The organism is Nocardioides sp. P5_E3 (assembly GCF_054049275.1).
Map to the genome: position 1 here is coordinate 23,295 of NZ_JBFUMR010000002.1, position 26,667 is coordinate 49,961.

General features: G+C 72.0%; 24 protein-coding genes. 7 read left to right on the forward strand and 17 right to left on the reverse strand.

The features are described 5' to 3' along the window. Positions 1-71 precede the first annotated feature (71 nt). The 3 genes from ligD (ACXJKB_RS01125) to ligD (ACXJKB_RS01135) form a co-directional block, all read right to left on the reverse strand. Positions 72-974, reverse strand: coding sequence for a non-homologous end-joining DNA ligase (gene ligD, locus ACXJKB_RS01125; RefSeq protein ID WP_457184660.1), 903 nt, complete (start codon positions 972-974; stop codon positions 72-74). 13 nt (positions 975-987) lie between these two features. Beyond that, a complete protein-coding gene (locus ACXJKB_RS01130; protein ID WP_457184661.1) occupies positions 988-1,683 on the reverse strand; it encodes a L,D-transpeptidase family protein in 696 nt (231 codons plus the stop codon). Positions 1,684-1,745: 62 nt separating this feature from the next. Then, entirely contained in the window at positions 1,746-2,660 is a 915-nt protein-coding gene (gene ligD, locus ACXJKB_RS01135; protein WP_191196704.1) for a non-homologous end-joining DNA ligase, read from the reverse strand. A gap of 94 nt (positions 2,661-2,754) precedes the next feature. Here ligD (ACXJKB_RS01135) and ku point away from each other — a divergent pair, with 94 nt between their 5' ends. After that, positions 2,755-3,714 carry a non-homologous end joining protein Ku gene (gene ku / locus ACXJKB_RS01140; protein ID WP_457184662.1) on the forward strand — a complete coding sequence of 320 codons (960 nt, stop codon included), beginning with the start codon at positions 2,755-2,757 and terminating at the stop codon, positions 3,712-3,714. A 97-nt stretch (positions 3,715-3,811) separates the two neighbouring features. Here ku and ACXJKB_RS01145 read toward each other — a convergent pair whose 3' ends face one another. From ACXJKB_RS01145 to ACXJKB_RS01155, 3 genes are read right to left on the reverse strand one after another with little or no spacing between them, the layout of a single operon-like run. Continuing rightward, a complete protein-coding gene (locus ACXJKB_RS01145; protein WP_457184663.1) occupies positions 3,812-5,275 on the reverse strand; it encodes a carboxyl transferase domain-containing protein in 1,464 nt (487 codons plus the stop codon). Further along, positions 5,272-6,471 carry a CaiB/BaiF CoA transferase family protein gene (locus tag ACXJKB_RS01150; RefSeq protein WP_457184664.1) on the reverse strand — a complete coding sequence of 400 codons (1,200 nt, stop codon included), beginning with the start codon at positions 6,469-6,471 and terminating at the stop codon, positions 5,272-5,274. The genes ACXJKB_RS01145 and ACXJKB_RS01150 overlap by 4 nt, the downstream gene beginning before the upstream one ends. Positions 6,472-6,479: 8 nt before the next feature. Continuing rightward, positions 6,480-7,799 carry an SLC13 family permease gene (locus tag ACXJKB_RS01155; RefSeq protein ID WP_457184665.1) on the reverse strand — a complete coding sequence of 440 codons (1,320 nt, stop codon included), beginning with the start codon at positions 7,797-7,799 and terminating at the stop codon, positions 6,480-6,482. A gap of 121 nt (positions 7,800-7,920) precedes the next feature. On the opposite strand from ACXJKB_RS01155, the gene ACXJKB_RS01160 reads away from it, so the two are divergent. Together ACXJKB_RS01160 and ACXJKB_RS01165 are read left to right on the forward strand one after the other, a co-directional pair. Beyond that, positions 7,921-8,628 (forward strand): FadR/GntR family transcriptional regulator, encoded by a 708-nt coding sequence (locus ACXJKB_RS01160; protein ID WP_457184666.1) that lies wholly within the window; start codon positions 7,921-7,923, stop codon positions 8,626-8,628. Beyond that, positions 8,625-9,395, forward strand: a complete 771-nt coding sequence (locus ACXJKB_RS01165; protein ID WP_457184667.1) for a sulfite exporter TauE/SafE family protein — start codon at positions 8,625-8,627, stop codon at positions 9,393-9,395. The genes ACXJKB_RS01160 and ACXJKB_RS01165 overlap by 4 nt, the downstream gene beginning before the upstream one ends. A 36-nt stretch (positions 9,396-9,431) precedes the next feature. Here ACXJKB_RS01165 and ACXJKB_RS01170 read toward each other — a convergent pair whose 3' ends face one another. Then, complete coding sequence (locus ACXJKB_RS01170) at positions 9,432-14,321, reverse strand: NAD-glutamate dehydrogenase (RefSeq protein WP_457184668.1); 4,890 nt, start codon at positions 14,319-14,321, stop codon at positions 9,432-9,434. 75 nt (positions 14,322-14,396) lie between these two features. Between ACXJKB_RS01170 and ACXJKB_RS01175 the strand changes: the two genes are divergently transcribed. Beyond that, positions 14,397-14,978 carry a DUF2505 domain-containing protein gene (locus ACXJKB_RS01175; protein WP_457184669.1) on the forward strand — a complete coding sequence of 194 codons (582 nt, stop codon included), beginning with the start codon at positions 14,397-14,399 and terminating at the stop codon, positions 14,976-14,978. Positions 14,979-15,032: 54 nt separating this feature from the next. Here the strand turns inward: ACXJKB_RS01175 and ACXJKB_RS01180 are convergent, their stop codons facing one another. The 4 genes from ACXJKB_RS01180 to ACXJKB_RS01195 are packed head-to-tail and all read right to left on the reverse strand — an operon-like array spanning position 15,033 to position 18,708. Continuing rightward, complete coding sequence (locus ACXJKB_RS01180) at positions 15,033-15,191, reverse strand: hypothetical protein (RefSeq protein WP_300046351.1); 159 nt, start codon at positions 15,189-15,191, stop codon at positions 15,033-15,035. A gap of 37 nt (positions 15,192-15,228) precedes the next feature. Continuing rightward, on the reverse strand, positions 15,229-16,857 hold the full coding sequence (gene pruA / locus ACXJKB_RS01185) for an L-glutamate gamma-semialdehyde dehydrogenase (protein WP_457184670.1): 1,629 nt from the start codon (positions 16,855-16,857) through the stop codon (positions 15,229-15,231). A 58-nt stretch (positions 16,858-16,915) separates the two neighbouring features. Next, positions 16,916-17,260, reverse strand: coding sequence for a DUF6912 family protein (locus tag ACXJKB_RS01190; RefSeq protein WP_457184671.1), 345 nt, complete (start codon positions 17,258-17,260; stop codon positions 16,916-16,918). After that, complete coding sequence (locus ACXJKB_RS01195) at positions 17,257-18,708, reverse strand: WS/DGAT/MGAT family O-acyltransferase (RefSeq protein ID WP_457184672.1); 1,452 nt, start codon at positions 18,706-18,708, stop codon at positions 17,257-17,259. The genes ACXJKB_RS01190 and ACXJKB_RS01195 overlap by 4 nt, the downstream gene beginning before the upstream one ends. An 86-nt stretch (positions 18,709-18,794) precedes the next feature. On the opposite strand from ACXJKB_RS01195, the gene ACXJKB_RS01200 reads away from it, so the two are divergent. Then, positions 18,795-19,253 (forward strand): hypothetical protein, encoded by a 459-nt coding sequence (locus ACXJKB_RS01200; RefSeq protein ID WP_457184673.1) that lies wholly within the window; start codon positions 18,795-18,797, stop codon positions 19,251-19,253. Then, entirely contained in the window at positions 19,250-20,587 is a 1,338-nt protein-coding gene (locus ACXJKB_RS01205; RefSeq protein WP_457184674.1) for a hypothetical protein, read from the forward strand. The genes ACXJKB_RS01200 and ACXJKB_RS01205 overlap by 4 nt, the downstream gene beginning before the upstream one ends. Here the strand turns inward: ACXJKB_RS01205 and ACXJKB_RS01210 are convergent. The 3 genes from ACXJKB_RS01210 to ACXJKB_RS01220 all read right to left on the reverse strand — a co-directional run bounded on the left by ACXJKB_RS01210 (position 20,550) and on the right by ACXJKB_RS01220 (position 23,472). Beyond that, complete coding sequence (locus ACXJKB_RS01210) at positions 20,550-21,446, reverse strand: calcium-binding protein (protein ID WP_457184675.1); 897 nt, start codon at positions 21,444-21,446, stop codon at positions 20,550-20,552. The genes ACXJKB_RS01205 and ACXJKB_RS01210 overlap by 38 nt on opposite strands. 78 nt (positions 21,447-21,524) lie before the next feature. Beyond that, on the reverse strand, positions 21,525-22,829 hold the full coding sequence (locus tag ACXJKB_RS01215; protein WP_457184676.1) for an AAA family ATPase: 1,305 nt from the start codon (positions 22,827-22,829) through the stop codon (positions 21,525-21,527). Between the two features lie 4 nt (positions 22,830-22,833). Beyond that, the gene (locus ACXJKB_RS01220; protein ID WP_457184677.1) at positions 22,834-23,472 is read right to left on the reverse strand and encodes an SAF domain-containing protein; all 639 of its coding nucleotides are present in this window, start codon (positions 23,470-23,472) and stop codon (positions 22,834-22,836) included. 187 nt (positions 23,473-23,659) lie between these two features. On the opposite strand from ACXJKB_RS01220, the gene ACXJKB_RS01225 reads away from it, so the two are divergent. Further along, the gene (locus tag ACXJKB_RS01225) at positions 23,660-23,905 is read left to right on the forward strand and encodes a helix-turn-helix domain-containing protein (RefSeq protein ID WP_457184678.1); all 246 of its coding nucleotides are present in this window, start codon (positions 23,660-23,662) and stop codon (positions 23,903-23,905) included. Between the two features lie 16 nt (positions 23,906-23,921). Here ACXJKB_RS01225 and ACXJKB_RS01230 read toward each other — a convergent pair whose 3' ends face one another. Genes ACXJKB_RS01230 through sigE form a run of 3 tightly spaced genes read right to left on the reverse strand, consistent with a single transcriptional unit; the run spans position 23,922 to position 26,610 of the window. Beyond that, complete coding sequence (locus ACXJKB_RS01230) at positions 23,922-25,490, reverse strand: trypsin-like peptidase domain-containing protein (protein ID WP_457184679.1); 1,569 nt, start codon at positions 25,488-25,490, stop codon at positions 23,922-23,924. Next, positions 25,487-26,011: an anti-sigma factor family protein gene (locus ACXJKB_RS01235; protein WP_457184680.1), complete on the reverse strand. Its 525-nt coding sequence runs from the start codon at positions 26,009-26,011 to the stop codon at positions 25,487-25,489. Before ACXJKB_RS01235 ends, ACXJKB_RS01230 begins: the two co-directional genes overlap by 4 nt. After that, positions 26,011-26,610, reverse strand: coding sequence for an RNA polymerase sigma factor SigE (gene sigE / locus ACXJKB_RS01240; protein ID WP_457184681.1), 600 nt, complete (start codon positions 26,608-26,610; stop codon positions 26,011-26,013). The genes ACXJKB_RS01235 and sigE overlap by 1 nt, the downstream gene beginning before the upstream one ends. Positions 26,611-26,667: the final 57 nt, after the last annotated feature.

A 26,667-nucleotide genomic window follows, 5' to 3' on the forward strand; every position in this document is an offset into this window, starting at 1 on the left:
ATAGATGCAGGTCCCGACGCACATGGGGCGAATCCAGCGGACATCTGCGCGGAACACCCGCACGGAGGGGGTCAGGCCTCGAAGACGTCACCCAGCCGAGCCACCCGCTCCAGCACCTGGTCCATGGTGAGCTGCTCGAGCGCCAGGTCGTCCTCGGCGCCCTCCTCGACCTCGTCCCACGTCAGCGGCGCGGCGGCGGTCGGACGCTCGCGCCCGCGCAGGGAGTAGGGCGAGATCGTGGTCTTGGAACCGGAGTTCTGCGACCAGTCGAGGAACACCTTGCCGGGCCGCTTGGCCTTCGTCATCACGCTCGTCACCAGGTCGGGGTGCTCCTTCATGAGCTCCTCGGCGACCGCCTTCGCAAGCGCGGTCGTGCCGTCGCTGTCCAGGCTGCCTCGGCCGTCCGGCAGCGGGGCGTACAGGTGCAGGCCCTTGCTGCCACTGAGCACCGGGGTGCAGGTGAGGTCGCGCTCGGCCAGCGCGTCGCGCACCATCAGCGCCACCTGGGCACACTCGTGGAGCCCGGCCGGCTCGCCGGGGTCGAGGTCGATGACGAGGCGGTTGGGGTGGCGGGGCCGGCCCTTGGCGTCGACGGTCCACTGGTGCACGTGCAGCTCGAGCGAGGCGAGGTTGGCCAGCCAGGTCAGGGTGGCGAGGTCGTCGCAGATCGGGAAGCGGATCGTGCCGTCCCCCTTGCCGGAGCGCGAGCCCGTGGTCGACACCTCGTGCGTACGCACCCACGACGGCGTGCCGCCCGGCGCGTTCTTCTCGAAGAAGCTCCCCTTCTCCACCCCGTGCGGCCAGCGGATCCGGGTGACCGCGCGGTCCTTCAGGTGCGGGAGGAGCGCCGGCGAGACCTGCGCGTAGTAGTTGAGCACCTCGCCCTTGGTCGTGCCGGTGCGTGGGTAGAGCACCTTGTCGAGGTTGCTGATGGTCAGGGTGCGGCCGTCGACGTCGACCTGGAGCTCGCTCATCGGCCGATGCCGATCACCGGCACGCGGGCGGGGTCGAGGAGCCGCACCAGCGAGCGGATGAACCGACGCGGCGCGCTGACGCAGCCGGCTGTGGCGCCGTGCCCGTTGACGTGGAGGAAGATCCCCGAGCCGCGGTGGCGCACCTGCTCGATGTTGAAGTCGGTGACGATCGACCACTCGTACTGCCGGGGTAGTCGGTCAGCCGCTCCGAGGAGTCCGGGTCGGACTTCGGCAGCCACCACCGGAAGCCGCCGTCGCGCTGGTTGCGCAGCTGGTTGTAGAAGTCTGAGGCGTTGTCCTGCACCCAGTGGTCCCCCTTGCGGATCCGGTGGTGCGGCAGCGACGCGCGCGGGTCGGCGGCGTGGGTGCCGAAGGTGGAGATCAGTCCGTAGGTGCCCAGCGGCGTCGTCCCCGATCCCTGCCGTCGTCGGTCGCCGTCGACGAGGCCGCCGTAGCCGGTGCGACCGTCGGACGTGGTCAGCTGCCGCTCCCACCCGTCGGCGGTCAGCCGCCACAGCGAGACCCGGGCGCGCACGCCGCGGTTGTGGTCGACGGTGACGACCTGCGTGGTGCCGGCGCGGAGCTCGACGCGTACGCCGTCGAGGCGGACGACGTCGGCCTGCCGGGCCTCGGCTCCTGCGCCGGTCGGCGCGAGCAGGTCAGTGGCCACGAGCGTCGCCACCACCGTCGACAGCAGCAGTCTCCTCATCCCGGGGTCCCCGCGGCGTTGTTCGGAGGAGCGGAGCGGAGGAGAAGAACGTCGTGGGGTGGTCATGCGAGGTCCTCGGGCGAGAGGTCGTCGCGGACGCCCTGGAACGACGGCTGCCGCAACCGCTCGTAGCCCAGGCCGTGGGTGTCGATGTCGACCACGACCCGCGGCTCGACCCAGAAGGTGCCGGCGGCGTCGATGCGGGGCACCTCGTCGGCGAACGGCGACGCCCCGGCCGCCAGCGGTGCCATCAGGGCGCCGAGCCGGGTGCTGGTCGCTCCGGCGATGCCGCTGCCCACGCGGCCGCGGTAGAGCAGGCCGTCGGGGGTCTGCTCGCCGACGAGCAGCGACGCCAGCCGGTCCGTCGTACCCGTCTGCGGGCGCCACCCGCCGACGACGAACGACCCGCGGTGGCGGTGGGCCAGCTTGCGCCAGTCCTCGCTGCGGGCGTCGAAGCGGTAGCGCGAGCCGCGACGCTTGCTCACCACGCCCTCGAGCCCCTGCTGCAGGGTGGCGTCGAACAGCATGTCGCCGTCGTCGTACGCCGCCGGGACCTGCCACTTCGAGTCGCCCAGCGGAAGCCCCTCGAGCAGCGCGCGCCGCTCCTCCAGCGGGCGGGCGGTGAGGTCCTCGCCGTCGAGGCGGAGCAGGTCGAAGACCATGAGGGTCGCGGGCACGGACGTGACCAGGCGCGCGACCTCGCGAGCGTTGCGGACGTGCATGCGGTGCTGCAGCACCCGGAAGTCGGGGACGCCGCGCTCGTTGAGGGCGATCACCTCGCCGTCGACCATCAGGTCGCGGTCGCCGAGCGGCGGCGCGGCGAGGTCGGGCCAGGCGGGGGTGACGTCGTTGTCGTTGCGGCTGGTCATGCGTACGACGCCGTCGCGTGCGTCGACGAGCACGCGCACGCCGTCCCACTTGACCTCGTGCAGCCACTGCGCGCCGGTCGGGACGCGGTCGGTCTTGCTGGCGAGCATCGGGCGCACGCGAGCAGTCTGGCACCCGCCGCTCCGCAGCCGCGGCACCCGCCGAGGGGAGACGGCTGTCGGCGGCGACGGCTATCGTCGGCTCATGCGTGCGATCTGGAAGGGTGCCGTCTCCTTCGGCCTGGTCAGTGTCCCGGTCAAGCTCTATGCCGCCACCGAGAGCCACGACGTGTCGTTCCGTCAGGTGCACGCCAAGGACGGCGGCCGCATCAAGTACCAGCGCGTCTGCTCGCTCGACGGCGAGGAGGTGGCCTACGCCGACATCGCGAAGGGCTACGAGACCGAGGACGGCGAGATGGTCATCCTCACCGACGACGACATGTCGCAGCTGCCGTCGACGTCGTCGCGGGAGATCGCGGTGGAGAAGTTCGTGCCCCGCGAGCAGATCGACCCGCTGCTCTTCGAGAAGTCCTACTACCTCGAGCCCGAGGGCGCCGGCGCCAAGCCCTACGCACTCCTGCGCCAGGCGCTGAAGGACGCCGACCGGATGGCGGTGGTCACCGTCGCGCTGCGCCAGCGCACCACGATCGCGGTGCTGCGGGTCCGCGAGACCGAGGCCGGCGAGGTCATCGTGCTCCAGACGATGATGTGGCCCGACGAGGTGCGCATGCCCGACTTCAAGGTCGAGGTCGACGACGCCAAGCCGCAAGAGGTCAAGATGGCCCACATGCTCGTCGAGACGCTGGCCGGCGACTTCGACGCGAGCGAGTTCGAGGACGACTACGCCGGTGCGGTCGACGAGCTCGTGAAGTCCAAGATCGAGGGCGGCGAGATCAAGCGCACCGAGACCTCCACCAAGACCTCCGGCGAGGTCGTCGACCTGCTCGCCGCGCTCCAGAAGTCGGTGGCGGCCGCGAAGACCGCGCGGGGCGAGGCCGACGCGGACGACGACTCCGACGACGAGAAGCCGGCGAAGAAGACCACCGCCAAGAAGTCCGCGGCGAAGAAGGCCCCCGCTAAGAAGACGGCTGCCAAGAAGTCGACGGCCAAGAAGACCGCGACCAAGAAGACCGCTGCGAAGAAGCAGGCCAAGAAGGCCAGCTGAGCCTCGTCCGCAGCCCGCGAGCGGTGCGCCACCCACCTTTCCGTCGCGCGGAAGGTGGCTGGGGCACCGCCGCAGCGGCGCCCTGAGTTCAGGCCCGTCAGGAGGCGTGGGCGACCGGCGTACGACCCGTGAGCTCGCGCAGCCGGGCGCCGACCTCGGCGGCGACCGCGACCGCGAGGTCCCTCCGCGACTCGTCGTCGACCTCGGGCACCACGTGCTGGACCACGCCGTCGGCGAGGAGGTCCGCGGCCCGCACCCGCTGGCGCGCGGCCATCTCGGCCGCGTGGGCGGTGTCGCCGTGCACGATCAGGCTCGCGCCCTCCGGCGGGAGCGGGGAGAGCCAGGCGTGCTCGGTTGCGATGACCGTCCGCGCAGGCAGGAACGCCAGCGCCCCTCCCCCGCAGCCCTGCCCGAGGATCACCGAGACCGTCGGCACCGTCATGGTGGTGAGGGTCGCGATGCAGCGGGCGATCTCGCCGGCGATGGCGCGCTCCTCCGCCTCGGGCGACAGCTCCGCACCGGGGGTGTCGATGACGCTGACCAGCGGCAGCCCGAGCTCCTGGGCCAGCCGCATCCCGCGCCGCGCCTCGCGCAGCGCGCCGGGTCCCATGGCGTGCCCGGGCACCTGCCGGGAGCGGTCCTGGCCGATGACGACGCACGGCTGGTCGTCGAGCCGGGTCAGCGCGACGAGGACGGTCGAGTCGCGCTCGCCCTCGTCGGTGCCGCGCAGCTGCAACGTGCCGGTGGCGCCGTGGGCGAGCAGGTCGCGCACGCCCACCCGGTCCGTACGACGCGTCCGCTCCACGCTGTCCCAGGCGGTGTGGTCGCCGATCGGGCGCGAGGCGCGCAGCGGCAACCGGCCCGAGCCGGGTCCGTCGACCAGCACCGCGAGGGCGCTGTCGACCATGGCGGGCAGGTCCTCGGCGGCCACGACCCCGTCGATGACACCGGCGGCGGCGAGGTTCTCCGCGACTTGGACGCCCGGTCGGAACGGCCGCCCGTTGAGGCCGGCGTAGACCTTGGGGCCGAGGAAGCCCACCAGCGCGCCGGGCTCCGCGACGGTCACGTGGCCGAGCGAGCCCCACGAGGCGTACACGCCGCCGGTCGTGGGGTGGCGCAGGTGGACGAGGTAGGGCAGGCCGGCGGCGCGGTGGTCCATCAGCGCGCGGGAGATCTCGACCATCCGCACGAAGGCGGGCGTGCCCTCCTGCATGCGGGTGCCGCCCGACGCGGTGCTGGCCAGCAGCGGCAGCCCCTCGGCGGTCGCCCGTCGCACGGCCGCGGTGATGCGGTCCGCGGCGGCGCGTCCGATGGAGCCGGCGAGGAAGCGGAACTCGTTGACGACGACCGCTACCGGCCGACCGCGGACCTCGCCACGCCCGGTCAGCACCGACTCGTCGGTGCCTGCCTTCGCTGCCGCGCCCTCGAGAGCGGCGCGGTAGTCGGCGTCGGCGTAGGACAGGTCGATGGGCTCGTCCCACGAGGCGAAGGTGCCCTCGTCGAGCACCAGGTCGAGCAGCTCGTGCGCGGTCCAGCGCTTCGGCGTCGTCTGCTGGGTCACGCTCCGCCACCTCCGACCCAAGCGCGGATCTCGTCGGCGTGCTGGTCGAGCAGCGGCGGCGCGACGTGGTCGCGGCGGGTCACCTCGGTGCCCTCGGCGTCGAAGAACCGCAGCGGCGGGCCGGGGAGCGTGATGCCGCCGAGCGTCGGGTGCTCGACGTCGACCAGCAGTCCCTGGCTGGCGACCTGGTCCCACTCGTAGACCTCGTCGAGGGTGCGCACCTTGCCCGCCGGCACGCCCACCTCGGCGAGCCGGGCCAGCAGCGGCTCGGCGTCCCAGTCGGCGAACGCCTGCTCGACGACCTCGATGACCTGCTCGCGGCGGCCGACCCGCTCGCCGTTGGTGGCCATGCCCTCGGCATCGGGGTCGAGCCCGAAGCCGGCGCAGAACTTCTTCCACAGGCCCTCGCTGCCGAGGGCGATCTGCACGGCACCGTCGCGGCAGTGGAACAGCCCGTAGGGCGCGATCGACGGGTGGTGGTTGCCCTGCGCGCGCCCGACCTCGCCGGCCACGGTCCAGCGGGTGCCCTGGAAGGCGTGGACGCCGACGACCGACGCCAGCAGCGACGTACGCACGACCGTGCCCGTGCCGGTGCGCTCCCGCTCGTGGAGCGCGGCAAGCACGCCGTAGGCGCCGTACATGCCGGACAGCAGGTCCGCGATGGGTACGCCGACCCGCTGCGGGTCGTCGGGTCCGGATCCCGTCAGCGACATCAGGCCGGCCTCGCCCTGCGCGATCTGGTCATACCCGGCGCGGCCACCCTCGGGGCCATCGTGGCCGAACCCGGTGATCGACAGGACGACGAGGCGCGGGTTGCGGCGCATCAGCTCCTCGATGCCGAGGCCGAGCCGCTCGAGGACGCCCGTGCGGAAGTTCTCGACGAGCACGTCGGCGCGCTCGACCAGCCCGACCAGCACGTCCTTGTCGGTCTGTTCCTTGAGGTCGAGGGCGATCGACTCCTTGTTGCGGTTGGTGCACAGGAAGTACGTCGACTGGCGGGCGTCGGGCTCGCCGACGAACGGCGGGCCCCAGCCGCGGGTGTCGTCGCCGCTGCCCGGCGCCTCCACCTTGATCACGCGGGCGCCGAGGTCACCCAGCATCTGGGTGGCGTGCGGCCCCGCGAGCGCGCGGGTCAGGTCGACGACGAGGAGGTCGGCGAGGGGTCCGGTCGCGGATCCGGTCGTGAATTCGGTCATGTCGGTGTTCACCATCCGGGGAGGACGAGGGCGGCCCAGACGAGCAGCGGCCCGGCCAGGGTGACGATCACGGCGTAGGTCAGGATCTGCTTGTAGTAGACCGGCTCCTCGATCGTGTCGGGCTTGTTGGCGAGCATCAGCGCACCGTTGGTGGAGAAGGGGCTGACGTCGACGATGGTCGAGGAGACGGCGAGGGCTGCGACGAACATCGCCGCGTTGATGCCGCCGTCGGCGATGAGCGGGACGGCGATCGGGATGATCACCGGCAGCAGCGCGGTCGACGAGGCGAACGCGGAGACGACACCGCCGACGTAGCAGAGGACCAGCGCGCCGATGGCGGCGACTCCGAGGCCGGCGGCCCAGTTGCCGACGAACTCCGGCGACCCGGCGGTCGTCAGGATCGTCGCGTAGGTGCTGACACCCGCGACCAGCAGCACGGTGGGCCAGGCAATCTGCTTGACCGCGTCCTTGTGCTCGTTGGGCGCGAGCATCGCCAGGATGACGGCGGCGGTGATGGAGACGAAACCGATGTTCTTGTCGAAGATCAGTGCCACGAGCGCGACGGCCACGAACGCGACCAGGGTCAGGATCTGGTCGTGACGGACGCCGACGGCCCGGGTGCCGGTCGTCGTCGAGGCTCCGGTGCCGCGGGCCGGCACGGTGGCGCCGCCGCGGTGCAGGTCCTCGTCGAGGGTGTCGGGGTCGTCGGGGTCGATCCGCATCGCCATCAACTTGCGGCCACCGAGGACGACGAAGAGGATCGCCGCCATGATGGTGTTGACGATCAGGCTGGCGAGGAAGACGGTGATCTCGCTCGACGGCAGCCCGGCGTCCTCCATGACGGAGTTGGTGATGACGCCGTAGATGCTGATCGGCGAGAAGCCGCCGGCCTGGGCGCCGTGCACCACGAACATGCCCATCATCAGCGGGCTGATGCCGTAGCGACCGGCGAAGCCGAGGGCGATGGGGCCGATGATTGCGCAGGCGGCCGGGCTGACCGCGCCGATGCCCGTCAGCACTGCGGTCACCGCGAACATCACCCAGGGGATCAGAGCCACGCGTCCGCCGACGGCCCTGACCGCCGTGCGCACGATGAGGTCGACCGTGCCGTTGTTGCGCGCGATGGCGAACAGGTAGGTGACACCGATCAGCGTGAGGATCAGGTCGCCGCTGACTCCGGCGATGATCTCCTTCTCGTCGAGGTCGAGGGAGTACATGCCCACGAACCACGCGGCCACGTAGGCCAGCGCTCCCATGTTGATCGGCAGCACGGTGCCGACCACGAACAGCGCGACGAGCGCGATGATCGCAATCCATTCCGGACCCATAACGGTCACCTTCCGAGTGAAGTGCCGGCACGGCGGGGTCGCGGGGGGTGGCCCTCGTCACAATGCTGGCTCAGTGGCCTAGCCAATAGGACAATGAGCCGATCGTCAATAGGCTGGTGCCATGTCCGAGTCGTCGTCCTTCCCGCCGCGGTTGCTCCGCACGCGTCTCTACGAGCAGGTGGCCGGGCAGATCTCGGCGTGGATCGACGACAACGGCCTGCGGGCCGGCGACAAGCTCCCGCCCGAGCGCGAGCTCGCGCAGCGCCTCGGCGTCAGCCGCGCCACCCTGAGCCAGGCGCTCGTGGCGCTCGAGGTGGTCGGCGTGGTCGAGGTACGCCACGGCGACGGCACCGTCGTGACCGCGCGCCACCAGAAGTCGAGCCGCATCGTCGAGGCGATCCGCAGCCACGCCGACCGGCTGCCCGAGGTGATCGAGACCCGCGACGCGCTCGAGACCAAGATCGCCTCGCTCGCCGCCGCCCGACGCACCGACGACGACCTCGCCCGCATCGACGACGCCCTCGCCTTCATGGCCGCCGACATCGAGGCCGGCGGCCGCGGCGTGGAGGGCGACGAGCGCTTCCACGGCGCCGTCACCGCCGCCTCCCACTCCCTCCTGCTCGCCCGGCTGATGGACGAGATCGGCGACCTGATCAAGGAGACCCGGCTCGAGTCGCTCGGCCAGCCCGGCCGACCGCAGGACTCCCTGGCCGGGCACCGCGCGATCGCCGAGGCGATCCGCGCCGGCGACCCGGCCGCGGCCGCGGAGGCGATGCACGCCCACGTCGCGATGGTCAGCGACGTCGCCATCATCCGCGAGGCGCAGTGACCTCACTCGAGGCGCTCCTGGTGCTCGCCACCGGGTTCGGCGCCGGCGTGCTCTCGTCCACGGTCGGGGTGGCGTCTCTGCTGAGCTTCCCCGTGCTGGTCGCCATCGGCCTCCCGCCCGTCGTGGCCAACGTGTCCAACACCCTGGGCCTGATCCCGGGCGGCCTGAGTGGCGTCCTCGGCTACCGCACCGAGGTCCGCGAGGCGGGCCCGATCGCCCGGACGATCGTCCTCGTCTGCGCCCTCGGGGCCGTCGTCGGCGCGGCCCTGCTGCTCGGGCTGCCGCCGGGCGTGTTCGAGGCGATCGTCCCCTACCTCATCCTCTTCACCTGCCTGCTCGTCGGCGTGCAGCCCCGCATCGCGAGGTGGCTGCGGGCTCGCCACGAGGCGCGGCACGGCGTCGCGCTGGCCGAGCGTCGGCACATGTCCCCCGCGACCACCGCGTTCGCCACGATCACGGGCGTCTACGGCGGCTACTTCGGGGCGGGCGCGGGCGTGATGATGGTGGCCGTCCTCGGCATCGGCACCGACCTCGAGCTGCGCATCGTCAACGGCCTCAAGACCCTGTCGCTGATGGTCGGCAACGTCGTCGCCGGCCTGATCTTCATCGTGGTGGCCGACCCCCGCTGGGACGTCGTGGTGCTGCTCGCGGCCGGCTCGCTGGTGGGTGGCTACGTCGGCGCCCGCATCGGCCGCAAGCTCCCGGACGCGGTCTTCCGGTGGGCGGTCGTGGCGGCCGGTGTCGTCGCCGCGCTACTGCTCTTCTGACCGGTCGGGCTCCAGGAGGGTCCTAGCCCACAGGTCTCAGGACAGCAGGCCGCGCACCACCCGCAGACCGACGGACAGGCGGGCCAGCTCGGCGGTCTCCTCGCGGCAGATCTCCTCGAGCGTCGACGCCGCGCGGCCCACCAGCTCCTCGTCGGCGTCCTCCCAGGCGGCCACGCGAGCGGGCGCCGAGTCGGCGGCGTCGGTGGAGCCGAGGACCTGGGCGGTCAGCTGCTGGTGGACGCCGTAGAGGTCGTCGCGCACCGCGGCCCGCGCCATGGTCTGCCACCGGTCGTCGCGGGGCAGGGCGAAGATCCGCTCCACGAGCGCCGGCAGGCCGAGCCGCTCCCCCAGCGCGAAGTGGACCCGGGCCACGTCGACGGGGTCGAGGCCGAGCCGGTCGGCGGTCTCGACGATGCCGAGCAGGGCGTAGGCGGACGCCAGGACCGCGATGCGGGAGGCGAGGTCACCGGGCACGCCCTGGTCGCTGAGCCGCTTCTCGCGGCCGCGGTAGTCGTCGAGCTCGCGCCCGCTCATGATGCCGGGCAGCTCGGCCATGACCCGCTGGACGGGACCGCGGAAGAACTCGACCGTCGCGCCCGAGTCGAGCGGCGGTCGCCGGTTGGTGACCAGCCAGCGCGACGCGCGCTCCACCAAGGTGCGCATCTCGATGCGCATCCGGGTCTGGCGCTCGGCCGGCACCTGGTTGTCGAGCGCCGAGATCTCGTGCCGCAGCGGCAGCGATCCGAAGATCTCGCGGGCGACGAAGTTGGCCCGCGTCAGGTCGGCCGGGGAGGCTCCGGTCTCGCCCTGCAGGCGGGGCCAGAACGTCATGCCGGCACCGTTGACGAGGTCGTTGACCACCTGGGTCACGATGATCTCGCGCCGCAGCGGGTGGTCCTCGATGGCTGCCTCGAGGTCGGGCTTCATGCGGCTCGGGAAGTAGGCGAGCAGGTCCTCGCGCAGGTAGGGGTCGTCGGGCAGGTCGGACTCGACGAGCTCCTCGGCGAGCACGATCTTGGTCCAGGCCAGCAGCACCGAGAGCTCGGGGGTCGACAGCGCCTGCTTGCGGTCCAGGCGGCGCCGTACCTGGCGGGTGCTGGGCAGTCCCTCCAGCTCGCGGTTGAGCACGCCGCGCTTCTCCAGCGCGCGCATCCAGTCCTCGTGCACGTGCAGCAGCGACGGCGCGTGGGCCTGGGCGTTGGCGAGCGCGAGGTTCTGCTCGTAGTTGTCGCGCAGGACGAGCAGGCCGACCTCCTCGGTCATCTCGGCCAGGAGCTCGTTGCGGGCGTCCTCACCCATCGCGCCCGACCGCACGACGCGGTCGAGCAGGATCTTGATGTTGACCTCGTGGTCGGAGGTGTCGACACCGGCGGAGTTGTCGATGAAGTCGGTGTTGATCCGGCCGCCGTCGCCGCCAGCACCGAACCGGGCGTACTCGACCCGCCCGAGCTGGGTGAAGCCGAGGTTGCCGCCCTCGCCGACGCACCGGGCGCGCAGGTCCTCGCCATTGACGCGGATCGCGTCGTTGGCCTTGTCGCCGGCGTCGGCGTTGGTCTCCTCCGACGACTTCACGTAGGTGCCGATGCCGCCGTTCCAGAGCAGGTCGACCGGCGCGACCAGGATCGCCTTCATCAGCTCGGCGGGCGTCAGCGAGGTGACGCTGGTGGCGAGCCCGAGGACCTCACGCACCTGGGCCGACACCTGGATCGACTTGGCCGAGCGCGACCAGACCCCTCCGCCCTCGGAGATGAGGGAGGAGTCGTAGTCCTTCCAGCTCGACCTCGGCAGGTCGAAGAGCCGGCGCCGCTCGGCGTACGACGACGCGGCGTCGGGCGAGGGGTCGATGAAGATGTCGCGGTGGTCGAAGGCCGCCACCAGCCGGGTGTGCTCGGAGCAGAGCAGGCCGTTGCCGAAGACGTCGCCGGACATGTCGCCGATGCCGACCGCGGTGAAGTCCTCGGCCTGGCAGTCGATGCCCATCTCGCGGAAGTGCCGCTGCACCGAGACCCAGGCGCCCTTGGCGGTGATGCCCATCGCCTTGTGGTCGTAGCCGACCGAGCCGCCGGAGGCGAACGCGTCGCCCAGCCAGAAGCCGTAGTCCTTGGCCACGCCGTTCGCGATGTCGGAGAACGTCGCGGTGCCCTTGTCGGCGGCTACGACGAGGTAGGTGTCGTCACCGTCGTGCCGCACGACCTCGCGCGCCGGCACCGTGACGCCGTCGACGAGGTTGTCGGTGATGTCGAGCAGGCCGGAGATGAAGGTCTTGTAGCAGGCGACACCCTCGGCCAGCCACGCGTCGCGGTCGGAGGGGTCGGGGAGCTGCTTGCAGAAGAACGCGCCCTTCGCGCCGACCGGCACGATGACGGTGTTCTTCACCATCTGCGCCTTGACCAGTCCGAGCACCTCGGTGCGGAAGTCGTCGCGACGGTCCGACCAGCGCAGGCCGCCGCGCGCCACCGCGCCGAAGCGCAGGTGGGAGCCCTCGACGCGGGGGCTGTAGACGAAGATCTCGAAGCGCGGGCGAGGCTCGGGCAGGTCGGGGATGGCCGACGGCTCGAGCTTGAAGGAGATGTAGGGGTGCACCTCGCCGTCGGCAGAGCGCTGGAAGAAGTTGGTGCGCAGCGTCGCCCGGACCAGCGTGCGGTAGGAGCGCAGGATGCGGTCGTGGTCGAGGCTGACGACGTCGTCGAGGGCCTTGGCGAGCCGCTCCTCGACCGCCTCCACCTTGGCCACCCGCGCCTCGGCGTCGTGCTCCAGCGAGCGGTCGTCGCGACCGGGGTCGAAGCGCGACTCGAAGAGCTCCACCAGCAGCCGGGTGATGTCGACGTTGCTGCGGAGCGCCTCCTCGATGTAGTCGAGGGCGAAGGGCGAGTTGCCCTGCTTGAGGTACTTGGCGTATGCCCGCAGCACGGTGGCCTGGCGCCAGGTCAGCCCGGCGGCGAGGACCAGCTGGTTGAAGCCGTCGATCTCGTTGTAGCCGTCCCACACCGCGCGCAGCGCCTCGGCGAACAGGGTGCGCTCGCGGGGCGCGAGCGTCCGGCCGTGGCGCAGGCCGAACTCGTAGATGAAGGAGGGTCGGGCGAGCCCGGTGAGCTCGTACGGGCGCTCGTCGACGACCTCGACGCCCATCGACGTGAGCATCGGCAGCATCGCGCTCAGCGACAACGGCTCACCGACGCGGAAGACCTTGAGCCGCGACTCGCCGCGTCGGTAGTGGCCGCCGCGCTCGTCCTGGTCGAACAGCGCGAGGTCGATGCCCACCTCGCCCGGGATGGCCTCGATCCGGCCGAGGTCGGCCGATCCGCGCTGCGGCTGGTAGTCCTCCTTGTAGGCCTCGGGGAAGGCATTGGCCCAGGCCCGCGCCAGCCTCGACCCCTCGTCGACCCCGTGCTCGCTCACGACGGCGGCCACGAAGTCGTCGCGCCACGACCGCGACGCCTCCGTGAGCCGTCGCTCGAGCTCGGCGACGTCGATCTCGGCGATCTGGCCGCCCTTGGGCGGGTGGACCACGAAGTGCACGTGGGCGGTCGTGGACTCGTTGACCCGAGCGGTGAACTCGACGTGCTCGCCGCCGAGGTCCTCGGTGAGGATGGCAGCGAACCGCTCGCGCACCGCGGTGCTGTAGCGATCGCGGGGCAGGTAGACGAGGACGGAGACGTAGCGGCCGTAGGTGTCGCGGCGCACGAACGCCCGCAGCTGGCGACGCTCACGGGCGCTCATCACGTCCTGCGCGACCGGCGCCAGCTCGTCGGGCGAGGTGTGGAACAGCTCGTCGCGCGGGTAGTTCTCCAGCGTGTCCATCAGCGCCTTGCCGGCGTGGCTGCGCGCGTCGAAGCCCGCGTGGCGCATGACCTCGGTGACCTTCTCGCGCAGCACCGGGATGCGGGTGACCGACTCGGTGTAGGCGGCGCTGGAGAACAGGCCGAGGAAGCGGCGCTCGCCGACGACCTCGCCGTCGGGGCCGAACGTCTTGACGCCGACGTAGTCGAGGTACGCCGGGCGGTGCACGGTGGAGCGCGAGTTGGCCTTCGCCAGCACCAGGAGCTTCTTCTCGCGGGCCTTGGCCTTCACCAGCGGGGGCAGCTTGGCGAAGGAGGCGGACAGGTCCTGGTCGTGGCGCAGGATCCCGAGGCCGGAGCCCGGGAGGGCGCGCAGGCCGCACTCCTCGGGCGCTCCTTCCTCCGCCTCGAGCTGGTACTCGCGGTAGCCGAGGAAGGTGAAGTGGTCGTCGGCCAGCCAGGTGAGGAAGTCACGGCCCTGGCGCAGCTCCTCGGCCGCGAGCGGCGGCGGGTCCTGGTCGAGCTCGTCGACCACGGCGAGGGCCTGGGCGTGCATCTTCTCCCAGTCCTCGACGGACTCGCGCACGTCGCGCAGCACCCGCTGGAGAGCGTCGGTGATCTCGGCCGCCTCGTCGTCGTCGGTCCGGTCGATCTCGACGTGCATCCACGACTCGGCGCCCTCCGGGGCCGACGGTTGGGTCTCGGACTGGACGGCGGCCCAGGCGCCTCCCCGCGCCTCGTGGGCGTGCACGTGCTGGAGCTCGCCGGTGATGTCGCGCTCGACGGCGAACTGCGGGTGGATGATCGCGTGCACGTTGTGCCCGAGCCGGTTGAGCTCCATCGTGACCGAGTCGACGAGGAACGGCATGTCGTCGGTGACCACCTCGACGACCGATCGACCCGACGCCGACCAGCCCGCGTCGGCGATCGTCGGGGTCACGACGCGGACGGCAGCGGTGCCCTGCGGGCGTGAGGAGGCGAGCTCGCGGTGGGAGGCGACGGCACCCAGCAGGTCCTCCGGGGACCGCTCGGCGACCTCCTCGGGAGCGACGTGGCGGTAGTAGGCGCGCACGAGGTCGCCCCACTCCGGACGTTCCGCCGTCGCTGCGTCGAGCTGCTGGTCCTTGGTCTCCTCGAGCGTCGCCACACTCCGACACTAGGACCCCCACTGTGACCGTCACAACACGGGTCGGTACCCGGCGGTCACCTCGCCCGTCGGGGCGTGGGAGGGGTGCCGGTCCTCGCCCCCGGCGACCCCGTCGGCCATGATGTCGGCACCGGTCGGGGCGTCCGCCCCGGCCGCTCGGACGAGCACCCCGGAGGACCCTGGATGGGCAAGCGCGTGGTCAAGGACCTCACCTACGACGCCTCGCTCGAGGAGGTGGCGGCGATGCTCACCGACCGGACCTTCCGCGAGCTCGTGCTCGAGCGGATGCGCGTCGTGCGCGGCAGTGCCACCGTCGAGGGCGGCGTCGTCACGATCGAGCAGGTGCAGTCGTCCTCCGGCCTGCCGTCGTTCGCGACCAAGCTCGTCGGCGACGAGATCAGGATCGTGCAGGTCGAGTCGTGGCGCACGACCGAGCACGCCGACGTCGAGATCGCCATCCCCGGCAAGCCGGGCGAGATGTCCGGCACCGCGACGCTGGTCGAGGCGGGCGGGCGCACCACCGAGCGCGTCGACCTCGAGGTGACCGTCCGGCTGCCGCTGGTCGGCGGCAAGATCGAGGGCCTCGTCGCCGACATGCTGGGCAAGGCGCTCGACACCGAGCACCGCACCGGCGTGGAGTGGCTCGCCTCTCGATGACCGCGCTGCTCGCGGAGTCCTATGACGCGCTCGTGGGACTGGACGTGCCCGTCTTCAGCTGAGGTGCTCGTCGTCCTCGCCGCGCCGGCGCCAGATCACCAGGCCGAGCACCACGAAGGGACCGAACGCCAGCAGCAGCGTGAGCGCCTGCTCGTAGGGGTGCAGCGCACCCATGTGCCACAGGGGGCGGAGCGGGAGGACGGGGGCGAGCACGCCCCCATCCTCCCCCATCAGCTCGGGCGTCCGGACGTCAGCCCTGGTGCGGGTAGTGGTGGTCCTTCGGAGGCACGAAGGTCTCCTTGATCGACCGCGGCGAGGTCCAGCGCAGCAGGTTGACCGCGGCACCGGCCTTGTCGTTGGTGCCGGACGCACGACCGCCGCCGAAGGGCTGCTGGCCGACGACGGCACCGGTGGGCTTGTCGTTGATGTAGAAGTTGCCCGCGGCGAAGCGCAGCGTCTTGCGCGCCCACGCGATGGCCGCACGGTCCTGCGAGATGATCGCGCCGGTCAGGGCGTAGGGGGCGAACGACTCCATCTGCTCCACGACCTTCTCGAAGCGCGCGTCGTCGTAGACGTGCACGGCCAGGATCGGGCCGAAGTACTCGTCGGCGAAGATCTGGTCGGTCGGGTCCGTGGACTCGATGATCGTCGGCCGGACGAAGTAGCCGACCGAGTCGTCGGTCTGGCCGCCGGCGATCACGGTGAGGTGCTTCTGCCGCTTGGCGCGCGCGATCGCGGCCTTGTGCTTGGCGAACGCCCGGTCGTCGATCACGGCGCCCATGAAGTTCGTGAAGTCGGTGACGTCACCCATCGCGAGCGCCTCGGTGTCGGCGATCAGCTGGTCCTTGATCTTCGCCCACACCGACTTCGGCACGTAGGCACGCGAGGCGGCCGAGCACTTCTGGCCCTGGAACTCGAAGGCACCACGGATCATCGCCGTGCGCAGCACGTCGGGGTCGGCCGACGGGTGGGCGACGATGAAGTCCTTGCCACCGGTCTCGCCCACGATGCGCGGGTAGGAGCGGTAGCCGGTGATGTTCTCCCCCACCGTGCGCCACAGGTGCTGGAACGTCGGGGTCGAGCCGGTGAAGTGGATGCCCGCGAGGTCCCGGTGACCCAGCGCCACCTTCGACACCTCGATCCCGTCACCGGGGAGCATGTTGATGACGCCGGGCGGCATGCCGGCCTCCTCCAGCAGCTCCATCGTCAGCGACGCGGCGAGCTGCTGGGTCGGCGACGGCTTCCAGATCACCGTGTTGCCCATCAACGCCGGAGCGGTGGGCAGGTTGCCCGCGATCGCGGTGAAGTTGAACGGCGTGATCGCGTAGACGAAGCCCTCGAGCGGGCGGTGGTCGGTGCGGTTCCAGATGCCCGGGCTGTTGGCGATCGGCTGGTCGGTGAGGATCTGCTTGGCGTAGTGGACGTTGAAGCGCCAGAAGTCGATCAGCTCGCACGCGGCGTCGATCTCGGCCTGGAACGCCGTCTTCGACTGGCCCAGCATCGTCGCGGCGTTCAGCGTCTGGCGCCACGGGCCGGCGAGCAGGTCGGCGGCCTTGAGGATGATCGCGCAGCGCTCGTCGAAGGGCATCGCCCGCCAGGCCGGCGCGGCGTCGTTGGCGGCCTTCACCGCGGCCTCGGCGTCCTTGACCGTGGAGTTCTTCAAGGTGCCGAGCACGTGGGCGTGGTCGTGCGGCTGGACGACCTTCATCTCCGCGCCACCGCCGTTGCGACGCTTGCCGCCGATCACGGCACGGAACGACTGCTGCTTCTTCTCCAGCCGGGCCAGCTCGGTGACGAGGGTCTCCCGCTCCGCGCTGCCAGGGGCGTACGTCAGGTTCGGCTCGTTGGTGGGAGCCGGAGGAAAGGTGATCGCGTCCATGCGGCTGATGGTGTCAGACCCGCCTGCACGCCTCAAAGTGCCGGATCAGGGGACACGATCACGGGGAGTCGAGAAGGTCACCGATCTCCTGGGTGGCCCACCACGCCAGGTCGTCGTCGGCGTCCGCGTCGTCCTCGCTGTCGACGTGCACCGCGACCACGTCTCGCCAGCGGACCGGGCCGTCGGCCGCGGAGGTCTCGGCGACCACGACGACACGACGGCGCCGACCGTCGGGCAGGCCGGCCACCAGCTCGGCGGACGCGTCCGCGGCGGTCATCAGCGCGACGTACTCGCTCTCCTCGCCGTCGTCCGGGGCGAGGACCGGGTCGACGACGCGCGGGCCGTCGGCCGCCCAGTCCTCGGCCAGGGTCGGCAGGGACGACGGGAGGTAGCGGCGGGTCACGTCTTCTCCTTCGCGGCTGCGCCCTTGCGTCCGCGCGGGGCGCGCGGCCGGGTGTCGGAGGCCGAGTCCTTCAGCTCGTCGAGCGCCTCGAGCAGGCACTGGCGGAGCACGTCGGCGTCGGGCACGGCGTCGCGATCGGTCGTGATGCCGTAGAACACCCCGCCGTCGTACGACGTCACGCCGATGGCGAGCGGGTGGTCGGGCAGCAGCGGGTGGACGGGGTAGGACTCGAGCATCCGGGCGCCGTCGGCGTAGAGCGGGAACTGCGGCCCCGGCACGTTGGTGACGGACACGTGGAAGCCGCGGCGCAGCTCGGCCGTGGCCAGCCGCGCCCCCAGGGCGTGGAACGTCGTCGGGGCGAACCCGGCGATCCCGGAGAGCCGACGGGCCGAGACGTTGCGGCCGTTGTCGCGGTGCGCGCGCAGGTCGTAGCTGACCTGGTGCAGGCGTACGACCGGGCTGGGCTCGCCGATCGGCAGGTGCACGAGGTGCCCGGTGATCTGGCTGCCGAGCGACGTCGGCTCGAGCTCGTCGTCGATGACCGACATCGGCACGATCGCCTTGATGGTCCGCAGCCCGCCCAGCGACTCGGCACGCGCCATCAGCCAGCCGCGGAGCCCGCCGGCGATCGTGGCGAGGATGACGTCGTTGACCGTGCCACCGTGCACCTCGCGGATCGCGCGGTAGTCGGAGAGCTCGGTGTGCGCCGTGACGAACCGCCGCTGCTGCGAGAGCCGGCGGTGCACCGGCGTGGAGTGCACCGGGCCGCGTCCGGCGAGGGCGTTGGCGACCTCGGCGACCCGGGCGCCCGAGGCCGAGGCGGCACGGCCGAGCGACTCGGCGTTGGCGCGGGTGGTCATCCAGAGCGTGCGGGGGCTCTCGAGGCTGTCCGTGACCGCGGTGAGGGCCGCCGCGACGGGCCCGGACGGGCGGCCCGGGCGCCAGTCGTCGTCGTGCCCGAGGGTCGACCGGTCCGGGGAGGTGTCGAGCAGCACCTGGCCGATGTCGACGGTCTCGCGGCCGTCGACCAGGATCTGGTGGCTCTTGGTCAGCAGCGCGATGTGGCCGTGCTCGAGGCCCTCCACGAAGTAGCACTCCCACAGCGGACGGCTCCGGTCGAGCGGCCGGGACGCGATGCGCGCGACGAGCTCGCGCAGCTGGTCCATCGAACCCGGACGCGGCAGCGCGGAGCGTCGTACGTGGTAGCCGAGGTCGAACCCCTCGTCGTCCACCCAGGCCGGGTTGGCCAGCCGCCCCGGCACCAGCTGCAGGCGCTGCCGGTAGCGCGGGACGAAGGCGATCCGGTCGGCGATCAGCTGCACGAGCCGGTCGTGGTCGAAGCCGGACTCCCCCGGGTCGAAGATCTCCACCGTCGCGTTGTGCATGGGCGTCGTGGGGGACTCTGCGGCCAGGATGGCCAGGTCCCGCGGCCGGAGCCGCTCGCTCATCTGATGCCCTCTCGTCGACGATCTTGTCCCGCATGGGATTCTGGCAGAGGTAGTGACCCGGCGGGTGCCGTGGCTGCTGCCTGCCCGTGCAGCTGCAGAAGGAGATCCTCGTGTCCGGTCGCGTCGTCACGCGCCTCGCCCCCCTCGTCCTCGTCCTGGCCGCCTCGCTCAGCGCCTGCGGAGGAGACGGGGACACCGACCCGCCGGCCACCGACCAGAGCTCCAGCTCCTCCCCCTCCGACTCCCCCTCCGACTCCGCCTCGGGGTCGAGCAGCACGGGCGGCGGCGCTGCTGTCACCGTGACGCGCGAGGGCGACTCGTTCACCCCCAACGGGGAGCGCGTCGAGCTGGGGGTCGACCAGACCCTGGTGCTGACGATCGAGGCCGACGAGGCCGGTGAGCTCCACGTGCACAGCACGCCCGAGCAGGAGATCGCCTACGACGCGGGCACCTCGGAGCACGAGATCGTCATCGACCGCCCGGGCGTCGTCGAGGTGGAGAGCCACGAGCCTGACGTGATCCTGCTCCAGCTCGAAGTCCGGTGACGCCGCTCGCCGTCGGCGGCTCGATCTCGGCCCACGGCCTCGGCRGCGCCAAGGACCTGCCGATCCCGTCGGAGCTGGCGATCGCAGGTGCCGTCGCCGCCCTTGTCGTCTCTTTCACCGTGCTGGCGGTGGCGTGGCGCGAGCCGCGCTACGACGCGGCGACCAGCGGTCGTTCGGCCCCTGGGTGGCTGGACCGCATCGTGTCGTCGCGCGCGCTGGCGATCGCCGCCCGCGTGCTGGGGATGGCGTTCTTCCTCTACGTCGCCGCGGCCGCGGTGTTCGGCGAGGACACGCTGATCAACCCGTTCCTCGGCACCTTCTACGTGATCCTGTGGGTCGGCCTCGTGCCGGCGTCGCTGCTGCTCGGGCCGGTGTTCCGCGCGATCAGCCCGGCACGCACGATCAGCATGCTGTTCGCGAAGATCTCCGGCGTCCCCGAGGGCGAGGGCCTGTACGTCTACCCCGCCCGCCTCGGCTACTGGCCCGCCGCGGCCGGTCTGTTCGCCTTCGTCTGGCTCGAGCTGGTCTACCCCTACTCCACCGACGTCGGGCCCGTCCGGCTCTGGTGCGCGGCCTACCTCGGCATCATGTTCATCGGATCCGCCCTGTGGGGTACGACGTTCCTGGCCCGCGCCGACCCGTTCGAGGTCTACTCCTCGCTGGTCGCCAAGCTGTCCATCTGGGGGCGCCGCGACGGGGTGCTGGTGCTCCGCAGCCCGCTCGCCAACCTCGACACCGTGGTCCCGCGTCCCGGGCTCGTCATGGTGGTCGGCGTGCTCTTCGGCAGCACCGCGTTCGACTCCTTCCGGGAGTCGACGCCCTGGCTCAAGCTCGTGCAGTCGATGTCGACGTCACGGGTGTGGCCCGACACCCTCGCCCTCATCGGCTTCTCTGCCGGCGTCGCGCTGGTGCTGACCGTCGCCACCATGGCGACAGGCGTCAGGAGCGACATCCCGCGCCGGACGCTGCCCAACCAGTTCGCGCACTCGGTGATCCCGATCATCGTGGGCTACATCGTGGCCCACTACCTGACCTACTTCGTCGAGTACGGCCAGCAGACGCTCATCCAGCTCAGCGACCCGTTCAGCCGGGGCGACAACTACCTCGGCACGGCGGACCTGCAGGTCAACTACTGGCTCTCGGCGCACCCGACGTTCCTCGCCGTGAGCAAGGTCGCTGCGGTCACGCTGGGCCACGTCGTCGGCGTGGTGGCGGCCCACGACCGTGCGATCAAGCTGCTGCCGCGACGGCACCAGCTCACCGGTCAGCTGCCGCTGCTGGTGGCGATGGTCTTCTTCACCGTGGGAGGTCTGTACCTGCTGTTCGCCGCATGACGGAGCGCTGGGACGGGACCAGCCCGTAGGGCCACCCGGCCGGCAGCTCGGCGGTGACCTCGATGATGTCGCAAGAGCCGCGGTAGTCGATCACGTCGGCAGGGTCGCGCCAGCCGACGAAGATGACCCGGTCGGCGTTGCCGTTGTCGCCCTGCGTCGGGTCGTCGCAGTGGATCTTGTCCACCTGGCCGTCGGGGAGGACGTAGATCGTGTCGTTGCCCTGCTCGGTGAAGACCTTGTCGGCACCGGGGCCGAGGAAGACGATGTCGTCGCCCTCGTCGCCCTTGATCTTGACGTCGTTGCCCTCGCCGTCGATCAGCACGTCGTTGCCGGGACCGCCCTGGATCGCACCGTCGTCCCCGGGGCCGGCGTCGATGTAGTCGTTGCCGTCGTTGCCGATGTGCTTGTCGATGCCGTCCCCGCCGAAGAGCCGGTCGTCGCCCTCACCGCCGCCGACGAGGTCGTTGCCGCCCTCGCCGTAGACGATGTCGTTGCCGGCGCCGGCGGTCAGCTTGTCGTTGCCCTCGCCGCCGTACATCACGTCGTCGCCCTGGCCGCCGTCGATGGAGTCGTTGCCGAGCCCGCCCGAGCCCCAGTCGTTGCCGGGCTGCAGGGTGATCCAGTCGTCGCCGTCGTCGCCGCTGACGGTGTCGTGGCCGTTGCCGGCGTAGACCTTGTCGTTGCCGCCCCGGGCCGTCACCTTGTCCTGCCCACCGATGGCCATGATCTTGTCGGCGCGGTTCTTGCCCATGATGGTGTCGTCGCCGGTGGTGCCCTGGAACAGCTTGGCCGACGCCGGCGAAGCGGCCAGGACGACGGCCAGGCTGGAGATGGCGGCGATGCGGTAGTGACGTGACATTCAGGTTCTCCCTCGGAATCAGAACCCAAACTACGCAGAATCTTGATGATTTTCAGAATTTTGACATCTTGACTTGCCTCATCTCGAGCGGGCGGAGCGGCGTCCCCCGCCGCGACCGGTCGAGGCGCTGCCCCGCCGCAGCCGGGTCCGGACGGACGGGCCGTCGGCGCCCCCGCGGGCGTGGGCCGGGAACACCGCGTCGGCGAGGGCGGCGAGGGCGTTCACGAGTGGCGAGACGCCCAGATCGGCGACCGGGCGACCGCTCACCAGCGCCTGGTCGAGCCCGGCGCGGTCGTCGGGCAGGAAGTGCAGGCCGGCGACCCGGCTGAATCCCTCGACCATGCCAGCGATCTCCTTCTCCGACCATCCGATCGAGGACCGCATCCGGTTGACCGCCACGCGCACCGGCGTGCCGGGAGCGCGGTCGCGCAGGTCGACCAGACCGCGGGCGAGCCGGGTGAGTCCCACGGGGTCGGCCGAGCCCACGACGACCACCTCGTCGGCCTGCTCGAGGGCGGCGAGGGTCAGGGCGTTGCGACCGGGGCGGCCGCCGAGGTCGGAGCCGGTGTCGTCCTCCAGGCTGAACCCGGTGTCGACCACGACCTGACCGTGGGTGCGCGCCCGCTCGAGCAGCTGGTCGACCTGTGCTGCGCGCACCTCCCGCCACCGGTCGGCGCGCGGCAGGCCGGTGACCACGGCCAGGTGGTCCCCGACGCCTCGACAGACCGAGGGGAAGCGGTCGTCGAGCTGGCCGGCCGCCGCGAGACGGGAGGCGGACAGCAGTCCGGACACCTCGTCCAGGATGCCGAGCTGCTGGGCGACGGCACCGCCGTAGGGGTCCAGGTCGGCGAGCACCACCCCCACCTCGCGCCGGGCGAGCTCCCACGCCAGGTTGGTCGCGACCGTCGTGCGCCCGGGGGCGCCGGCCGGACCCCACACGGCCACGAGGCGTCCGGGCTCGGCCGCGGGCACGCGGTCGACCTCGACGTCGTGGACGGGCACGTCGACGCGCACGCGGGTGTCGGCGACGTCCTCGACGGTGGTGACCACCCGGGGCAACGACGCCAGCTCCCCCCGGCCCACCAGGGCCGTGATGCCCAGGCGTGCGGCGTGCTCACGGGCGTCGAGGTCCTCGGGGAGCGCCGAGGTCACGGCGACGGGGCGCACGGCATGGCGCCGCAGGTGGGCGACGCTCGCCGGGTCGAGGCCCGGGGCGTCGAGGGAGACGACGGCGACGTCGGCCTGTCCGCTCGCCACGGCCGCGAGCAGGTCGTCGACGTCGACGCAGCGCTTGAGGACCACCACTCCCGGGTGGGCCTCGAGGTCGGTCAGGGCCGGCGACTCCCACGCCTCGCCCGCCGCGAGCAGCAGCACGCAGATCACGCCGTCACCCCCTGCCGACGACCCGGACCCGGTCGTCGCCGACGGCGGCCAGGACCTCGCCGAGCTGCTCCTCGTCGGCCTCCGGGACGGCGAGTACGAGCTGCCGGCTGGTCGCCGATGCGAAGGCGTCGGACACCACCGGGGCGTCGAGGACCGCGACGTCGCCGAGGACGAGCTCGGCGGCCGCACCGCCGCGACGCTGCGCGAGGGTCCGGTCGGCCACGACCCACACGTCGACCCGCGACCCGCGGACCAGGTCGGTGGGGACGTGCTCGGGGGCGACCGCGATCGACAGCGACACCGTGTCGTCGGCCGCCTGCTCCCCCAGCGCGGCGGCAGGCACCAGCTCGCCCGCCGACAGCGGCCGGGTGAGGGTGAGCGCTGCCGGGAGCTCCTCGTCGACGCCGAGGTAGCGGTCGTGGTCCGCCGCCTCGTCGAAGCGCACCCGGGTGGCCTCGAGGTCGTCGGCGGTGAGCGTCTGCCCCGCCACCAGGTCGGACGAGGCGGCCCACACCGAGGTCATGTCGTCGGCACCGGCCAGGATGCGCGCACCCGCCACCACCGACCCCGTCACCAGGACCACCCCGATCCACAGGCGCGGGTCGCGCCACCCGGGCGACGTGGCCCGGGTGGCGGGCGGCACGTCGGTGGCACGGGCGGACGACGGGGCTGGCGACGGGGCGTGACGGGAGGAGCCGCGCGAAAAGGTCCGAGAGGTGGTCCGAGGCACGAGGCCATCATTGCCGCACCGGCCGGACTTCACACCTGTCTCTCCACAGGGACTGGCCGGGCGGCGACGGGCGCCGGGCACGCGGTGGCACGATGGCCCCATGGCCGACGACCCCCGCTTCCTGACGCTCGCCGACGTCGCGGAGGTGCTCAACACCTCCGGCGCGCAGGTCTACGCGCTGGTCCGTCGCGGCGAGCTGCCGGCGATCAAGATCGGCGGACGGGGCCAGTGGCGCGTCGAGCGGGTGCAGCTCGAGGAGTTCATCCAACGGATGTACGCCGACACGCGCACCTTCGTCGACCAGCACCCGTTCGTGGACGCCGACGCCGAATCGTCCGACAACTAGGCGCGTCGTGGGGTGACTATCCGACCTTGCCGTCGAGCTCGACCTCCACGACCCGCTCCTCGCCGCCGCGGACCACCGACATCTCGACGGTGTCGCCGGGCAGGTGGGTGCGGATGGCCACGATCAGGGCAATCCCGTCGTTGACCGGCTGGTCGTCGACCGCCGTGATGACGTCGTCCTTCTCCAGGCCGGCGCGCTCGGCCGGGGTGTCGGGCATGACCTCGGTGATCGTGGCTCCGTCGGCGTCGGGCTCGGCGCCGGTGCGCACCTGGGCTCCGATGACGGGGTACTCCGCCTTGCCGGTGCGCAGGATCTGGTCGACCGTGGTGCGCACCTGCTCGATCGGGATCGCGAAGCCGACGCCGATGTTGCCCGCCTCGCCGGACGCACCGCCGTTGGTGGCGATCGCGGAGTTCACCCCGACGACCTCCCCGGCGAGGTTGACCAGCGGACCGCCGGAGTTGCCCGGGTTGATCGCGGCGTCGGTCTGCACGGCGTTGATGTAGGACGAGTCGTCCTCGGACTGCCCCGACGTGGTCACCGGCCGGTTGAGGGCGCTGACGATGCCCGACGTGACGGTCTGGCTCAGGCCGAGCGGGGCACCGAAGGCGATCACGGGGTCACCGACGCGCAGGACCTGCGAGGCACCCAGCGCCGCGGGCTCGAGCTTGCCGCCTCCCTCGACGGCCAGCACGGCGAGGTCGTAGACCGAGCTGCGACCCACGACCGTCGCCTCGAGCCGCTGGCCCTGGTGGTCGATGACGACGATCGGGCCGTCGTCCTCCGCCGCGGAGGCGACGACGTGGTTGTTGGTCACGACGTGGCCGTCTCGGTCGAGGACGAACCCGGAGCCGGTGGCTCCGCCGGCCTGCCCGTCGAGCTCGGCCACGATCTGGACGGTGCTGGGGAGCAGCGCCTGCGCCACCGCGGCGACCGAGCCGTTGTCGGCCTCCAGCGGGGCGGCTGTCTGCGTCCGCACCCCGTTGATGCCGTTGTCGTTGGTGCCCGGCCGGGCGGCGAGCTCGTCCTGGATCGCACCGCCGGCGAGGCCGCCGAGCATGCCGACGACCAGGGCGAGGCAGGCGACCGCGGGCCAGACCCACAGCGGGATCTTGCGGGAGACCGTCGTCGGGCCGGCGTACATCGGGCGCGTCTGGGGGCCCGGGCCGAACCAGGGCTGACCGGGCTGCTGGCCCGGCTGCTGGGGGTAGGGACCCTGGGTCGGGTACGGCACGGTCGGGGCCGCGGGTTCGGGGTCGGCGCCCGGCTGCTGCTGGGACGGGGCCTGCGGCTCGCCGAACGCCGTGCGGTGCGGCGGCGGGCCGTCGAGCATCCCGTCCTGGGGCGCAGCGGCGTCGTCGGGGCCGGGACCGTCAGGACTGGCCTGCTCGGGGGCGGCCTGCTCGGGGGCGGCGGGAGCGCCGTAGACACGACCCTCCGGCTGCACGGCGGGGGCGGGCTCGGGCTCGGTGGGGCGCCAGCCGGCCAGGGGCTGGGTGGGCTCCTCGTCGTGCGCGCGCGGGAGCGACTGGTCGGTGACCTGCTCGTCCGGGGTCTGCTCGTCGGGCCTGTGCTCGTCGCTCACGGAGCAATCTTCTCCCGGATCGCCACAAGGCGCTCGGCCAGGGGCGTCCGGGAGGGTGAGACAGGTCCACGGGCGGCGCGGTCGTCACCGGTGACGGCCGGRCTCGCGGGACCGGTCGGCCGGCTCAGGTCCGTGACCGGCGGCCGGGGGTCGACGCGCGGGGCACCGGCCACGCCGAGGGCGAGCACGCCCACGACGCAGGCGCTCGCTGCGCCCCCGCCGATGGCGACGATGCCGCGGCGCGGGCGGTGGCGCGACGTCGGGAACTGCGGGGCGACCAGGCCGTGGCCGGCGCCGGGCTGCATCGACGAGCAGCGGCCCACCAGCTCCGACTTGAAGTCGTGGGACGGCTGGCCGGGACCGAAGGACAGCTGGGCGAGCTGGGTCTTGACCCATCCCTCCTGCTCGACGAGGTCACGGCAGGCGTGGCAGGAGTGGACGTGGCTCCAGCAGCGCTCCTCCTCCTCCGGCGCGAGGCGACCGTCGAGGAGTGCGCTGACCCGTGATCCGAGGTGGCTCATCACGACACCGGCCCACGCGCGCGGGGGGCGACGGGACCCGAGTAGCGCGAGCGTCCCGCGGCCGGCTCGCGGTGCGCGAGGGCCTTGCGGAGCATCGTGCGACCGCGGTGGATGCGCGAGCGCACGGTGCCGAGCTTGGCGTCCATGATCTCGGCGATCTCCTCGTAGCTGAGGCCCTCGACGTCGCAGAGCACGACCGCGGCACGGAAGTCGGGCGGCAGGGTCGCCAGCGCCGTCTCGATGTCGTCGTCGAAGGTCCGGTCCGCCACCGCGAGCTCGGGCGCCGGGGCCGGGCTGGTCAGCCGGGCGGCGCGCTCGTCGGACAGCGGGTCGAAGCGGATGCGCTGCTTGCGGCGCGCACCGTCGAGGAAGAGGTTGGTGGTGATGCGGTGCAGCCACCCCTCGAACGTGCCCGGCGTGTAGGTGTCGAGGGACCGGAAGACCCGCACGAAGACCTCCTGGGTGAGGTCCTCGGCGTCGTGCCGGTTGCCCGTCAGGCGGTAGGCCAGCCGGAACACGCGGTCGGAGTGCTGCTCCACTACCTCGTCCCACGTGGGCACGTCGACGGCATCGCTTGCGGCGTCGACGTGATCACCCACGGGCGCTCCCTGGCTCGTCTTCCTCGACCGCAGCTGCAACGGTTCGATGTCCTTCCT

Excerpts from the sequence above, each read along its gene's own strand:
- ligD (WP_457184660.1), bottom strand. The coding sequence starts at position 974 with ATGAGCGAGCTCCAGGTCGACGTCGACGGCCGCACCCTGACCATCAGC.
- ligD (WP_191196704.1), bottom strand. The coding sequence starts at position 2,660 with ATGCTCGCCAGCAAGACCGACCGCGTCCCGACCGGCGCGCAGTGGCTG.
- pruA (WP_457184670.1), bottom strand. The coding sequence starts at position 16,857 with ATGGACGCGATCACCTTTCCTCCGGCTCCCACCAACGAGCCGAACCTG.
- ACXJKB_RS01225 (WP_457184678.1), top strand. The coding sequence starts at position 23,660 with ATGGCCGACGACCCCCGCTTCCTGACGCTCGCCGACGTCGCGGAGGTG.
- ACXJKB_RS01130 (WP_457184661.1), bottom strand. The coding sequence starts at position 1,683 with ATGAGGAGACTGCTGCTGTCGACGGTGGTGGCGACGCTCGTGGCCACT.
- ACXJKB_RS01195 (WP_457184672.1), bottom strand. The coding sequence starts at position 18,708 with ATGAGCGAGCGGCTCCGGCCGCGGGACCTGGCCATCCTGGCCGCAGAG.
- ACXJKB_RS01155 (WP_457184665.1), bottom strand. The coding sequence starts at position 7,799 with ATGGGTCCGGAATGGATTGCGATCATCGCGCTCGTCGCGCTGTTCGTG.
- ACXJKB_RS01150 (WP_457184664.1), bottom strand. The coding sequence starts at position 6,471 with ATGACCGAATTCACGACCGGATCCGCGACCGGACCCCTCGCCGACCTC.
- ACXJKB_RS01210 (WP_457184675.1), bottom strand. The coding sequence starts at position 21,446 with ATGTCACGTCACTACCGCATCGCCGCCATCTCCAGCCTGGCCGTCGTC.
- ku (WP_457184662.1), top strand. The coding sequence starts at position 2,755 with ATGCGTGCGATCTGGAAGGGTGCCGTCTCCTTCGGCCTGGTCAGTGTC.
- ACXJKB_RS01160 (WP_457184666.1), top strand. The coding sequence starts at position 7,921 with ATGTCCGAGTCGTCGTCCTTCCCGCCGCGGTTGCTCCGCACGCGTCTC.